General features: G+C 54.1%; 23 protein-coding genes. All 23 read left to right on the forward strand.

Features of this window, described 5'->3' with window-relative positions:
* Positions 1-11: 11 nt before the first annotated feature.
* The 23 genes from rpsQ to truA all read left to right on the forward strand — a co-directional run bounded on the left by rpsQ (position 12) and on the right by truA (position 12,041).
* Positions 12-278, forward strand: a complete 267-nt coding sequence (gene rpsQ, locus C230_RS0106860; RefSeq protein ID WP_018131289.1) for a 30S ribosomal protein S17 — start codon at positions 12-14, stop codon at positions 276-278.
* An 18-nt stretch (positions 279-296) separates the two neighbouring features.
* Positions 297-665, forward strand: coding sequence for a 50S ribosomal protein L14 (gene rplN / locus C230_RS0106865; protein ID WP_018131290.1), 369 nt, complete (start codon positions 297-299; stop codon positions 663-665).
* 52 nt (positions 666-717) lie between these two features.
* Positions 718-1,032, forward strand: coding sequence for a 50S ribosomal protein L24 (gene rplX, locus C230_RS0106870; protein ID WP_026174189.1), 315 nt, complete (start codon positions 718-720; stop codon positions 1,030-1,032).
* 26 nt (positions 1,033-1,058) lie between these two features.
* Entirely contained in the window at positions 1,059-1,601 is a 543-nt protein-coding gene (rplE, locus tag C230_RS0106875; RefSeq protein WP_018131292.1) for a 50S ribosomal protein L5, read from the forward strand.
* A 55-nt stretch (positions 1,602-1,656) separates the two neighbouring features.
* Positions 1,657-1,842: a type Z 30S ribosomal protein S14 gene (locus C230_RS0106880; RefSeq protein ID WP_018131293.1), complete on the forward strand. Its 186-nt coding sequence runs from the start codon at positions 1,657-1,659 to the stop codon at positions 1,840-1,842.
* Between the two features lie 29 nt (positions 1,843-1,871).
* On the forward strand, positions 1,872-2,270 hold the full coding sequence (gene rpsH / locus C230_RS0106885) for a 30S ribosomal protein S8 (protein WP_018131294.1): 399 nt from the start codon (positions 1,872-1,874) through the stop codon (positions 2,268-2,270).
* Between the two features lie 26 nt (positions 2,271-2,296).
* A complete protein-coding gene (gene rplF, locus C230_RS0106890; protein ID WP_018131295.1) occupies positions 2,297-2,836 on the forward strand; it encodes a 50S ribosomal protein L6 in 540 nt (179 codons plus the stop codon).
* 31 nt (positions 2,837-2,867) lie between these two features.
* A complete protein-coding gene (gene rplR / locus C230_RS0106895; RefSeq protein ID WP_018131296.1) occupies positions 2,868-3,236 on the forward strand; it encodes a 50S ribosomal protein L18 in 369 nt (122 codons plus the stop codon).
* Positions 3,237-3,256: 20 nt separating this feature from the next.
* Entirely contained in the window at positions 3,257-3,754 is a 498-nt protein-coding gene (rpsE, locus tag C230_RS0106900; RefSeq protein ID WP_018131297.1) for a 30S ribosomal protein S5, read from the forward strand.
* 13 nt (positions 3,755-3,767) lie between these two features.
* Complete coding sequence (gene rpmD / locus C230_RS0106905; RefSeq protein ID WP_018131298.1) at positions 3,768-3,956, forward strand: 50S ribosomal protein L30; 189 nt, start codon at positions 3,768-3,770, stop codon at positions 3,954-3,956.
* A gap of 29 nt (positions 3,957-3,985) precedes the next feature.
* Positions 3,986-4,429 carry a 50S ribosomal protein L15 gene (rplO, locus tag C230_RS0106910; protein ID WP_018131299.1) on the forward strand — a complete coding sequence of 148 codons (444 nt, stop codon included), beginning with the start codon at positions 3,986-3,988 and terminating at the stop codon, positions 4,427-4,429.
* A complete protein-coding gene (gene secY, locus C230_RS0106915) occupies positions 4,430-5,710 on the forward strand; it encodes a preprotein translocase subunit SecY (protein ID WP_018131300.1) in 1,281 nt (426 codons plus the stop codon).
* 41 nt (positions 5,711-5,751) lie between these two features.
* Positions 5,752-6,402 (forward strand): adenylate kinase, encoded by a 651-nt coding sequence (locus tag C230_RS0106920; protein ID WP_018131301.1) that lies wholly within the window; start codon positions 5,752-5,754, stop codon positions 6,400-6,402.
* Entirely contained in the window at positions 6,399-7,145 is a 747-nt protein-coding gene (gene map / locus C230_RS0106925; protein ID WP_018131302.1) for a type I methionyl aminopeptidase, read from the forward strand. The genes C230_RS0106920 and map overlap by 4 nt, the downstream gene beginning before the upstream one ends.
* 12 nt (positions 7,146-7,157) lie before the next feature.
* Positions 7,158-7,490, forward strand: coding sequence for a KOW domain-containing RNA-binding protein (locus C230_RS0106930; RefSeq protein ID WP_018131303.1), 333 nt, complete (start codon positions 7,158-7,160; stop codon positions 7,488-7,490).
* Positions 7,477-7,695 carry a translation initiation factor IF-1 gene (gene infA / locus C230_RS0106935; protein WP_018131304.1) on the forward strand — a complete coding sequence of 73 codons (219 nt, stop codon included), beginning with the start codon at positions 7,477-7,479 and terminating at the stop codon, positions 7,693-7,695. Before C230_RS0106930 ends, infA begins: the two co-directional genes overlap by 14 nt.
* Before the next feature lie 29 nt (positions 7,696-7,724).
* A complete protein-coding gene (rpmJ, locus tag C230_RS0106940) occupies positions 7,725-7,838 on the forward strand; it encodes a 50S ribosomal protein L36 (protein WP_018131305.1) in 114 nt (37 codons plus the stop codon).
* 154 nt (positions 7,839-7,992) lie between these two features.
* Positions 7,993-8,361 carry a 30S ribosomal protein S13 gene (rpsM, locus tag C230_RS0106945; RefSeq protein ID WP_018131306.1) on the forward strand — a complete coding sequence of 123 codons (369 nt, stop codon included), beginning with the start codon at positions 7,993-7,995 and terminating at the stop codon, positions 8,359-8,361.
* Positions 8,362-8,380: 19 nt separating this feature from the next.
* Positions 8,381-8,791 (forward strand): 30S ribosomal protein S11, encoded by a 411-nt coding sequence (gene rpsK, locus C230_RS0106950; RefSeq protein ID WP_018131307.1) that lies wholly within the window; start codon positions 8,381-8,383, stop codon positions 8,789-8,791.
* Between the two features lie 79 nt (positions 8,792-8,870).
* Entirely contained in the window at positions 8,871-9,497 is a 627-nt protein-coding gene (gene rpsD, locus C230_RS0106955) for a 30S ribosomal protein S4 (protein ID WP_018131308.1), read from the forward strand.
* Between the two features lie 82 nt (positions 9,498-9,579).
* Positions 9,580-10,524 (forward strand): DNA-directed RNA polymerase subunit alpha, encoded by a 945-nt coding sequence (locus C230_RS0106960; protein WP_018131309.1) that lies wholly within the window; start codon positions 9,580-9,582, stop codon positions 10,522-10,524.
* Between the two features lie 150 nt (positions 10,525-10,674).
* Positions 10,675-11,040 carry a 50S ribosomal protein L17 gene (rplQ, locus tag C230_RS0106965; RefSeq protein ID WP_018131310.1) on the forward strand — a complete coding sequence of 122 codons (366 nt, stop codon included), beginning with the start codon at positions 10,675-10,677 and terminating at the stop codon, positions 11,038-11,040.
* 251 nt (positions 11,041-11,291) lie between these two features.
* A complete protein-coding gene (gene truA / locus C230_RS0106970; protein ID WP_018131311.1) occupies positions 11,292-12,041 on the forward strand; it encodes a tRNA pseudouridine(38-40) synthase TruA in 750 nt (249 codons plus the stop codon).
* The last annotated feature ends 286 nt before the right edge of the window (positions 12,042-12,327 follow it).

Here is a 12,327-nt window from a genome sequence, read left to right on the forward strand (position 1 = left end):
GGAGGATCGCGATGAGCGTAGAGCGTAATTACCGGAAAGTACGGATCGGCAAAGTCGTCTCCGACAAGATGGACAAAACGATCGTCGTGGCGGTGGAGCAGGCGAAAAAGCACCCGCTGTACGGTAAGACGATCAAAGTGACAAAAAAATTCAAGGCGCATGATGAAAACAACACCGCCAAGATCGGTGACATCGTCAAAATCATGGAAACCCGCCCCTTGTCCAAAGACAAGCGCTGGCGTCTGGTTGAAGTGGTGGAAAAAGCTGTTATCCTGTAATCGGAAGGAGGTTCTTCCATGATTCAACCGCAAACACGGCTTGTTGTGGCTGATAACTCTGGTGCGAAAGAGATCATGTGTTTCCGCGTACTGGGTGGTTCCAACCGTCGCTCTGCCAACATCGGCGACATCATCGTCGCTTCTGTCAAGAGCGCAACACCCGGTGGCGTTGTCAAGAAGGGTGACGTCGTCAAGGCGGTCATCGTTCGTTCAAAGCGCGGAGTTCGCCGGGAAGACGGATCGTACATTCGGTTTGACGAAAATGCGGCCGTGATTATCAAGGAAGACAAAAGCCCGCGCGGAACCCGTATTTTCGGTCCGGTTGCCCGCGAACTGCGTGAGAAAGACTTCATGAAAATCATCTCCCTGGCACCGGAAGTTCTGTAAAGGCCACAGATGATTCACATCCGAGGAGGTGTGCTGGATGTCCAAACCGAAGCTGCATGTGAAAAAAGGCGATCAGGTAATAGTGATCGCAGGCAAGGATAAAGGCAAGAAAGGAAAGATTCTGGAAGCGTACCCGTCGGAAGGCCGCGTGCTGGTGGAAGGCGTCAACATCATCAAACGTCACACCCGCCCGAATGCGGCGTATCCGCAAGGTGGCATCATCGAGCGGGAAGCTCCGATTCATGCTTCGAATGTGATGGTGCTCGATCCGAAGACGGGCGAACCGACCCGCATCGGCAAGAAGATCCTGAAAGACGGCAGCAAAGTACGGTATGCGAAAAAATCTGGTGAAGTGCTCGACAAGTAACCAGGTGAAGAAAGGAGGTTCCAAACGTGGCACGTTTGCAAGAACGGTTTAAAAACGAAGTGATTCCTGCTCTGATGCAGAAATTTAACTACAAGAACGTGATGCAGGTTCCCAAGGTGGAAAAGATCGTGGTGAACGTGGGTCTCGGCGAAGCAATCCAAAACCCGAAAGCCTTGGATGCAACCGTTGAGGATATTCAGCAAATCACCGGTCAAAAACCGGTTATCACCCGCGCGAAGAAATCGATCGCCGGTTTTAAACTGCGCGAAGGCATGCCGATCGGCGTCAAAGTGACGCTGCGCGGTGAACGCATGTACCACTTCATGGATAAGCTGTTCAACGTGGCGCTTCCGCGCGTACGTGACTTCCGCGGTGTGTCGCCGAAAGCGTTCGACGGCCGCGGCAACTATACGCTCGGCTTGAAGGAACAGTTAATCTTCCCGGAAATCGACTATGATAAAATCGACAAAGTGCGCGGAATGGACGTCGTATTCGTGACGACAGCGAAAACGGACGAGGAAGCTCGCGAGTTGCTCGCACAGCTTGGTATGCCGTTCAGTCAGTCGTAATGGGCAGGGCTCAATCATTTGAAGCAGCGCTTCAAACAATGGGAGGTAACAATCAATGGCTAAAAAGTCCATGATCGCCAAGGCCCAACGGAAACCCAAGTTTCGCGTACGCGCGTATACGCGCTGCCGGCTCTGCGGACGTCCGCATTCCGTCTTGCGGAAATTTGGCATGTGCCGGATTTGCTTCCGCGAACTTGCATACAAGGGCCAATTGCCTGGCGTGAAAAAGGCAAGCTGGTAATCAGGAGCGACAGGAAGGAGGTAGTCTCAATGGTGATGACTGATCCGATTGCAGATATGCTGACCCGAATCCGCAACGCGAACATGGTCGGTCACGAAAAAGTGGAAGTGCCCGCATCGAATCTGAAACGGCAGATTGCGGAAATTCTCAAGCGTGAAGGATTCATTCGGGATGCGGAGTTTATTCCGGATAACAAGCAAGGGGTTATCCGTCTGTTTTTGAAGTACGGTGCCAACAATGAGCGCGTGATTACCGGACTGAAGCGGATTTCGAAGCCGGGATTGCGCGTCTACGCAAAACGCGAACAGATTCCGCGCGTCCTGGGCGGATTGGGGATTGCGATTTTGTCCACGTCGAAAGGCGTGATGACCGATAAGGAAGCCCGCCGTGCTCGCGTCGGCGGCGAAGTGATTTGCTACGTTTGGTAATCTCGTCGAGATCGGAGGTGTAACGAATGTCTCGTATTGGAAAGAAACCGATCGCCATTCCGAGCGGCGTCGAAGTGAAATATGACAACGGCGTCATCACCGTCAAGGGACCGAAAGGGACGCTCTCCCGCGAACTGCATAAAGATATGATTGTCAAAATCGAAGACAATCAGATCGTGATCGAGCGTCCGTCTGACGAAAAGCTGCATCGCAGCCTGCACGGTACAACCCGCTCCGTTGTCAACAACATGGTCGAAGGCGTCACCAACGGGTTTCAAAAAACCCTCGAACTGGTCGGCGTCGGCTACCGTGCGGCGAAGGCGGACAACAAGGTGACCCTGTCCCTCGGTTTCTCCCATCCGGTGGAAATCGTTCCGGAAGAGGGAATCGACATCGAGGTGCAAGGCACCAACAAGCTGGTGATCAAAGGCATCAACAAGGAGCAAGTGGGAACGTTCGCGGCCAAGATTCGTTCGCTGCGTGAACCGGAGCCGTACAAAGGTAAAGGGATTAAATACGAGAACGAAATCATCCGCCGTAAAGTCGGCAAGACCGGTAAGAAATAATCGTCTCGCGGCTTGAAGGGAGTGAAACGGAATGATCAGCAAACCTGACAAAAACATTGCGCGCAAGCGCCGTCACGTCCGCGTACGGAAGAAGGTGTTCGGCACGCCGGAACGTCCGCGTCTCAACGTGTTCCGTTCCAATCAACACATTTACGCGCAATTGATCGATGATACAAAAGGCGTCACCTTGGTGTCCGCATCGACTGTTGACAAGGAACTGCGGGATCAGATCGAGAATGGCGGCAATATCCAAGCGGCTCAGAAAGTCGGCGAATTGGTGGCCAAACGTGCGCTTGAAAAAGGATACAAAACGGTCGTGTTCGACCGCGGCGGCTATCTCTATCATGGACGGGTTCAAGCATTGGCGGATGCTGCGCGCGAAGCGGGTCTTGAATTCTAAGCACGAAGGAGGGAAACTACATGCGTATTGATCCGAATCAACTGGAACTTTCGGAAAAAGTGGTCGCCATCAACCGCGTAGCGAAAGTGGTAAAAGGCGGTCGCCGGTTCAGCTTTTCGGCGCTCGTGATCGTCGGCGACGGCAACGGACACGTCGGTGCCGGTCTTGGCAAAGCGGCGGAAGTGCCGGATGCGATCCGCAAGGGAATTGAAGACGCGAAGAAGAACCTGATTTCGGTTCCGATCGTTGGAACCACCGTTCCGCATGAAGTGATCGGCCATTTTGGAGCGGGCAAAGTGTTGATCAAGCCGGCTTCGGAAGGTACCGGAGTGATCGCCGGCGGTCCGGCGCGCGCCGTTCTGGAACTGGCTGGCGTGAAAGACATCGTAACGAAATCGCTCGGTTCGTCCAATGCGCTGAACATGGTGCATGCGACGCTGGACGGTCTGAAACGGCTGAAGCGCCCGGAAGAAGTGGCGAAACTTCGCGGCAAGACTGTCGAAGAGCTTTTAGGTTAAGGAGGGGAATACCGTGTCGAAAAAATTGGCGATTACCCTCAAACGCAGTGTGATCGGTCGTCCGGAGGATCAGCGTGTCACCGTCAGGACGCTCGGTCTGCGCAAGCTTCACCAAACTGTTGTGCAACCTGACAATCCGGCAATCAGAGGTATGGTGAACAAGGTCAGCCACCTCGTTGAAGTGAAAGAAATCACGGAATAAACGTTGCGCAAGCACAAGGAGGTGTACGTATGAAACTGCATGAACTGAGTTCGGCTCCCGGTGCGAGAAAGACCCGCAAACGCGTAGGCCGCGGGATCGGTTCCGGCCTTGGCAAGACGGCGGGCCGCGGTCACAAAGGCCAGAAGGCGCGTTCGGGCGGCGGCGTGCGCCCCGGCTTTGAGGGCGGTCAAACTCCGTTGTACCGTCGTCTGCCGAAACGCGGCTTCACGAACGCTCCGTTCAAGAAGGAACTGGTGGAAGTCAACGTATCCAAACTGAACGTGTTTGAACCGGGAACGGTGGTAACTCCGGAGAAGTTGCTGGAAGCCAAGATCATCAAGAAAATCAAGGATGGCGTTAAAATCTTGGGGCAAGGGGACATCGAAGTTGCTCTTACCGTGCAAGCTCAAGGATTCTCCGCTTCGGCCATTGAGAAGATTGAAGCTGCTGGCGGTAAGGCCGAGGTGATCTAAATGTTCTCCACCCTGCGAAATATTTTTAAAGTGCCTGATTTGCGCCGGCGTGTGTTGTTCACGCTGGCCATGCTGGCCGTTTTTCGGATCGGTTCTTACATTCCGGTTCCGAATGTCAACGCCCGACTGTTCGACCCAACGCAAAACGCGTTTTTGGGTATCCTGAACACATTTTCCGGTGGTGCGCTGCAAAACTTTTCGATCTTTGCGATGTCGATCACACCGTACATCACCGCCTCGATCATCGTCCAACTGCTGGCGATGGACGTGATTCCGAAGTTTGCGGAATGGTCGAAAGAAGGGGAGCACGGCCGCCGCAAGCTGGCCCAGGTGACCCGCTACTTGACGGTCGTCCTCGGCTTGATTCAAGCGGTCGGATTTGCGCTGTCATTTGACCGGATGATCCCGGGATTGATCATTGACAAAGGATTTGCGACGATCGCTATGATCGCCATCACGCTGACGGCAGGCACCGCATTTTTGATGTGGCTCGGTGAACAGATCACGGAAAAGGGGATTGGCAACGGCATTTCGCTGATCATTTTCGCCGGGATTATTGCACGGGTCGCGCCGGGTATCAACCAGATCTACAACGCTTGGTTTTACACGCATCCGGAAAGGCTGTTCCTCAACCTGGTATACGTGGCGCTGCTGCTGGTGGGGATTCTGATTGTGATCGTCGGCGTTATCTATGTGCAACAGGGCGTTCGCCGGATCCCTGTCCAGTACGCAAAGCGCATGGTGGGACCGAGAATGTATGGCGGGCAGACGACCCACATTCCGTTGAAAGTCAACGCGGCTGGCGTGATTCCGGTGATTTTCGCAACGTCGCTGTTGATTTTTCCGTCGACGGTCGCCAGCTGGTTTCAACCGAAGCCGTGGGCGAACTGGATTGTGGCGAACCTCGGCCCGAGATCCTGGATGTATGTCTTACTCGAAGTGCTGTTGATCATCGGGTTCACGTATTTCTATACGGCTGTGCAAATCAATCCGCAACAACTGGCAGACCAGATGCGAAAGAACTCGGGATACATTCCCGGTGTGCGTCCTGGTAAACCGACCGAACAGTTCATCACCCGCGTGATGAACCGGATTACGTTGGCTGGTGCGCTGTTCCTGGCGGCTGTGTCGGTGCTCCCGTACCTGTTCTCGAACGTTACGACCTTGAATCTGTACTTTGGCGGCACGTCGCTGTTAATCGTGGTAAGCGTGGCGCTGGAAACAATGAAGCAACTGGAAAGTCAGCTGTTGCAGCGTCACTACAAAGGGTTCATTCGTTAAACAAACAAAAAAGAGAAGGTTTTTTGAGGGAGGCGGGGAACATGCAAGTCATCTTTATGGGCTTGCCTGGCGCAGGCAAAGGGACTCAAGCAGAAAGAATCGTAGAGGAGTTTGGCATTCCGCACATCTCAACAGGCGACATGTTCCGTGCCGCGATGGCGGAAGGAACTCCGCTTGGATTGAAGGCGAAGGAATATGTTGACAGGGGGCAACTGGTGCCCGATGAAGTGACGATCGGCATCGTGCGAGAGCGGTTGAGCCGTTCGGATACGAAAAAAGGCTTTCTGCTTGACGGGTTTCCTCGCACTGTTCCCCAAGCCGAAGCTTTGGAAACAGCGCTGGATGAGATGGGGCGCAAGATCGATGTCGTGATTCACCTCGAGGTCAAGCGCGAAACGTTGCTGGAGCGGCTGACGGGCCGCCGCATCTGCCGTTCCTGCGGGGCCACTTATCACGTGATTTTTAATCCTCCGAAAGAGGAAGGAAAATGTGACAAGTGCGGCGGCGAACTGTATCAGCGTGCAGACGATTCGGTCGAGACGGTCGCAACGAGACTGGATGTCAACATTCGGCAGCAGGAACCGCTGTTGCGGTTTTACGAAACGCGAGGTCTGCTCCGTTCCGTCAACGGAGAAGCTGAAATTGATGAAGTGTTTGCCCAGATATCAAACATCCTTCGAGGTGTCGAATGATCATCTGCAAGTCAAAAACCGAACTGGCGATCATGCGCGAGGCCGGGCGAATCGTTGCGCTCACACACGAAGAACTGGCCAAAGCCATTCGGCCCGGAATCACAACCCGAGAGCTGGATGAGATTGCGGAGGAACTGATCCGCAAACACGGTGCGACCCCTTCGTTTAAAGGGTATCACGGTTATCCGGCTTCCATTTGTGCATCTGTCAATGAGGAATTGGTCCATGGAATACCGGGGCCGCGGGTGTTGCGCGAGGGAGACATCATCTCGATCGACATCGGAGCGTACTACCAGGGATTTCATGGAGACTCCGCCTGGACATATCCGGTTGGCAACATATCAGACGAGGCGGCTCGCCTGCTGCGGGTGACGGAAGAGGCGCTGTTTAAGGGAATTGAACAGGCCCGCGAAGGAAATCGGCTGTCTGATATCGGTCACGCAGTCCAAAAACATGTGGAAGCTGCCGGATTTTCCGTGGTTCGCGATTATGTGGGACATGGGATCGGCAGGCAAATGCATGAGGATCCGCAGATTCCGAACTATGGGCCTCCCAATCGGGGACCGCGCTTGAAGGTCGGAATGACGCTTGCGATTGAGCCGATGGTGAATGTCGGCGCTTACCACTGCAAAACTTTGGCGGACAACTGGACGGTGGTGACCGCTGACGGATCGCTGGCCGCCCATTTTGAGCACACTGTCGCGATTACGGAAAACGGACCTGAGATTCTGACCCGTCTGTAAAGGTGAATAGTGATGACCCAACCGTTGCCTGAACCGTTAATCGGTCAAATCGTGGAAGTCACGAAAGGGAGAGAGACAGGTCAATACGCAATCGTCGTCGGCATTCTCAGCGAACGGTTTGTGCTGCTGGCGGACGGAAGCAAGCGGAAGTTCGACCAGCCGAAGAAAAAGAACATCCAGCACATCCGTTTCACCGGCGAATTTGCAATGGAGGTTTACACCAGCATCCAGCAGTCAGGTCGCGTTACCAACTCAAAATTGCGATACTGCCTCAATCGGTTTGCAAGTCAACTGCATCCGGAGCATGTCAGGTCAAAGGGGGAGTTCACAGATGGCGAAAGATGATGTGATTGAAGTCGAAGGTACTGTCATAGAGCCTTTGCCAAACGCGATGTTTCGGGTTGAATTGGAGAATGGCCATAAAGTTCTTGCCCACGTCTCTGGAAAAATTCGTATGAATTATATCCGGATTTTGCCGGGAGACCGGGTCACGGTGGAATTGTCGCCATACGATTTGACCCGTGGCCGCATCACCTATCGGTTTAAGTAACGACTTGCTGAGAAGGAGGGATCAGCGCGATGAAAGTTCGGCCGTCAGTCAAGCCGATTTGCGAGAAATGCAAGATCATCCGCCGCAAAGGGGCGGTCATGGTCATCTGCGAAAATCCAAAGCACAAGCAAAAACAGGGATAACGAAGATCGTCGGTTTTGGGTCAGCGCGGAGAGATAGAGCGGCTGTCCCCGTTCGGTGTGCGGGGATTCTATTCTCCTCCAAGTTGTTTGAAATACATGTGCAGATTGGTATATAATTTTAGTTTGAGATTGTTTTAGGAGGTGTAACAGACACATGGCACGTATTGCAGGTGTTGACTTGCCACGTGACAAGCGGGTGGAAATCGGCCTCACCTATATTTTCGGGATCGGTCGTTCCACAGCGAATAAAATTCTGGCTGACACCGGAATTAATCCGGATACTCGGGTACGTGATCTGACGGAAGAAGAAATCAGCAAACTGCGCGATGTGATAGATAAGAACTACACGGTGGAAGGAGATCTGCGCCGTGAAATCGCGCTGAACATCAAGCGGCTGATCGAAATCGGATCGTACCGTGGCATCCGCCATCGGAAAGGTCTGCCGGTTCGCGGCCAGCGCACGAAAACGAATGCTCGTACCCGTAAGGGTCCGCGCCGGACAGTTGCCGGCAAGAAGAAGTAAAAAGGGGGGTAAGTAAAGCATGGCAAAAGCGGTAAAAGGACGCGGCAAAACGGCGACCCGCACCAAACGTCGCGACCGGAAAAATGTTGAATCCGGCATTGCGCACATCAAGTCCACGTTCAATAACACGATCGTGACCATTACCGACCCTGCCGGCAATGCGATCTCCTGGGCAAGCGCGGGCGCACTCGGTTTTAAAGGGTCTCGCAAATCGACTCCGTTCGCTGCGCAAATGGCGGCGGAAGCGGCTGCGCAGGCAGCGATGGAGCATGGCATGAAAACGGTCGAAGTCTACGTGAAAGGACCTGGCGCCGGTCGGGAAGCGGCGATTCGTTCGCTGCAAGCGGCAGGTCTGGAAGTCGCGATGATCCGGGACGTTACCCCGATTCCGCACAACGGATGCCGTCCGCCCAAGCGTCGTCGCGTGTAACGAAACTTTTAGCATATACGGATTGGATCCGCTTTATACGTGAAAGAGTATAAACTCAACAGGAGGTGTCAACACTAGAATGGCAAGATACACGGGTGCCGTCTGTCGGCTGTGCCGGCGTGAAGGCGTAAAACTGTATCTGAAAGGTGAGCGCTGCTACAGCGATAAATGTGCCATCGACCGCCGTCCGTATGCTCCCGGGCAGCACGGACAAGGCCGCAAAAAAGTGTCCGAATACGGACTGCAACTTCGTGAAAAGCAAAAAGCGCGCCGGGTGTACGGCGTACTGGAAAAGCAATTCCACAAGTACTATGAGGAAGCTGCCCGCCGCAAGGGGATCACGGGGGAAACCTTGCTGCAGCTGTTGGAAAGCCGTCTTGACAATGTGGTGTACCGCCTTGGATTCGCTTCTTCCCGAGCGGAAGCCCGCCAACTGGTGCGGCATGGTCATATCAACGTAAACGGCAAGCGCGTCGACATTCCGTCCTACCTGACGAACGTCGGCGATGTGATCGCCATCAACGAGAAGAGCTGGGAGTCCCCCCGCATCAAGGAACTCCTGGAAGCGGCTGAGGGCAAAACGGTGGTCGGCTGGCTGGAGCGCGATCTGAATGCGAAGTCTGGGCGGATCGTTCGGCTGCCGGGGCGTGAAGAGATCGACACCCCTGTGGCGGAACAGATGATCGTTGAATTGTACTCGCGTTAATCGCTACCTGTTCTGACCAGTATGAGCATGTGCCGGGCTCGTCGTACCAGCTTGCATCAGTTGTCGAGAAGGAGGTTCCTGCATGATCGAAATTGAAAAGCCGAAAATTGAGGCGGTTGAAATTAACCCCGAAGGCACTTATGGAAAGTTTGTGGTGGAACCGCTGGAGCGCGGGTATGGCACGACGCTCGGGAATTCGCTCCGCCGGATTCTGCTGTCGTCTTTGCCCGGAGCGGCGGCCACTTCGGTAAAAATTGAAGGGGTGCTCCATGAATTCTCGACGATTCCGGGAGTGGTCGAAGATACAACCGAGATCATCCTCAATATCAAACGGCTTTCGTTAAAGATTCATTCCGACGAAGAAAAAACGCTGGTAATCGAAGCAGAAGGGCCGAAGGTGGTAACGGCTGCCGACATTCAGGCAGATTCCGACGTGGAAGTGTTAAACCCCGATCTGCATATTGCCACGTTGGCTGACGGGGCGAAGTTTTACATGGAAATCAAGGCAAACCGTGGCCGTGGATATGTTCCTGCCGATCGCAACAAGCGTGAGGATATGGAAATTGGCGTGATTCCGGTTGATTCGATTTTCACTCCGATCTCGCGAGTGAATTACAGCGTCGAAAATACCCGCGTCGGACAAGTAACCAACTACGACAAACTGACGCTTGAGCTGTGGACCGACGGGAGCATTCGTCCGGATGAGGCGGTCAGCCTGGCTGCCAAAATTCTGACTGAACATTTGATGCTGTTTGTGGGACTCACGGATAAAGTGAAAGATACGGAGATTATGGTCGAGAAGGAAGACGACAAGAAAGAAAAGGTGCTCGAGATGACGATCGAGGAACTGGATCTTTCCGTCCGTTCCTACAACTGCCTGAAGCGGGCGGGCATCAACACCGTTCAGGAGTTATGCTCGAAGACCGAGGAAGAGATGATGAAAGTGCGGAATCTCGGTCGCAAGTCGCTTGAGGAAGTGCAGGAAAAGCTGGCAGAACTCGGCCTGTCTCTCCGGCAGGAAGACTGAGACAGCAAGAAAGGTTCACCCCGCTGGGAACCGTCGGCTGCACGGCGTCGAACGCGGGATGAACCATTAGCAGAGGAAGCCCGCTAAGAACGACCGCATCCCTGCGGCCAACGCGGGACGAATCATCCTGATTCGAAGGAGGGGATTGAAGTGGCATACCGCAAGCTGAATCGTCGCACGGGAGCACGGAAGGCGTTGTTCCGTGATCTTGTGACCGACCTGTTCATCTACGAGCGGATCGAAACGACGGAAGCGAAAGCGAAAGAAATTCGCTCGATCGCCGAAAAAATGATCTCTCTCGCCAAGCGCGGCGACCTGCATGCGCGCCGGCAAGTGGCTGCGTTTGTCCGCCCGGAAACGGCAAACGCGGAAACCGGCCAGGACGCGGTGCAAAAACTGTTTGCCGAGATCGCTCCCCGTTTCGCGGAACGGCAAGGCGGCTACACGCGGATCCTGAAAATCGGTCCTCGCCGCGGCGACGGAGCGCCGATGGCAATCGTTGAACTGGTGAAGTAAGCGGGAAAAGGGGATGACTGGGGTCATTGCCCTTTTTTCGCGTGGGGGGTCGTAAAGCACAACGGGGTTTGCTCCTGCGGGCAAACCTCGAAAATTTATCCCACGAAAGTGAAGTGAAGCTGCGAAGAACATTCCGAATACTTTCGTGGGAACCCAAATCCATTCCGCCGAAGTAACGTGCAGCTTTGCAGAATATTTCGAGTACTTCGGGGGAGCCCGAAAGCAAATGGCAAAGTGAAGGTGAGCGCCGCGTGAGGAACATCAAATTGACGGTGGCGTATGATGGGACCGATTTTCACGGTTTTCAGGCCCAACCGCATCTGCGCACGGTACAGGGAGAACTGGAGCAGGCGATCCGCAAGCTTACCGGCGAACCGGTGCAGGTGATCGGCTCTGGGCGGACCGATGCGGGGGTGCATGCCTGGGGGCAAACCGTCAATTTTCTCACGTCGTCCCGGATTCCTGTGGAAAAATGGCCGCTGGCGATGAACGCCAATCTGCCGCCTGACGTGGTGGTGCGGGATGCGCAGGAAGTGCCCGAATCGTTTCATTCCCGGTATGATGCGAGCGGCAAAGTGTATCGTTACCAGATCGATCGCGGCGCCGTTCCGGATGTTTTTTGCCGGCGCTATGCCTGGCACGTTCCTTATAAATTGGACCTGGAGCGAATGCGGCAAGCGGCCGGCCATTTAACCGGGGAGCACGATTTTACCAGTTTCTGCAATGCAGCCGCACCGATTGAGGATAAAGTGAGACGTGTGGACCAGGTGGCGGTCGAGGAACAGGGGAATTTGCTGAGGATCACCGTGCAAGGATCGGGATTTCTCTGGAACATGGTGCGTATCATGGCAGGCACTTTGGTCGATGTCGGGAGAGGCCGCATCGATCCGCAGCAGATTCCTGACATCCTGCAGGCCCGCGACCGCAAACGGGCGGGAGTCACGGCCCCTGCGCACGGACTGGCGCTGCTGGAAGTGCATTATCCAACGCATAAATTGTAAGGAGCTTTTTGCGATGTCCGGGAAGCCAAACGGGACAAGGGCTGAGAAATAAGCGAAAATAATCTTTCCCCCAAAAATCAGCGGAAAACGTACCCTTTCAGACACAAAAATAGGCCGGGTTCCGAAATTCCACCCCAGCCTCTTGATGTGGTTAAAAATAGTAAACAGGCGAGTTCATCCGTGGTAAAATTGTAGTTGACGAAGCCACAATTTTATTTTCTGGAGGGTCGCCTGCTATGGCTATTATACCACAACTGAAACTGTTTGCGTGGAATGAAATTCAAAC

It is taken from the genome of Effusibacillus pohliae DSM 22757 (assembly GCF_000376225.1).
GTDB lineage: Bacteria > Bacillota > Bacilli > Tumebacillales > Effusibacillaceae > Effusibacillus > Effusibacillus pohliae.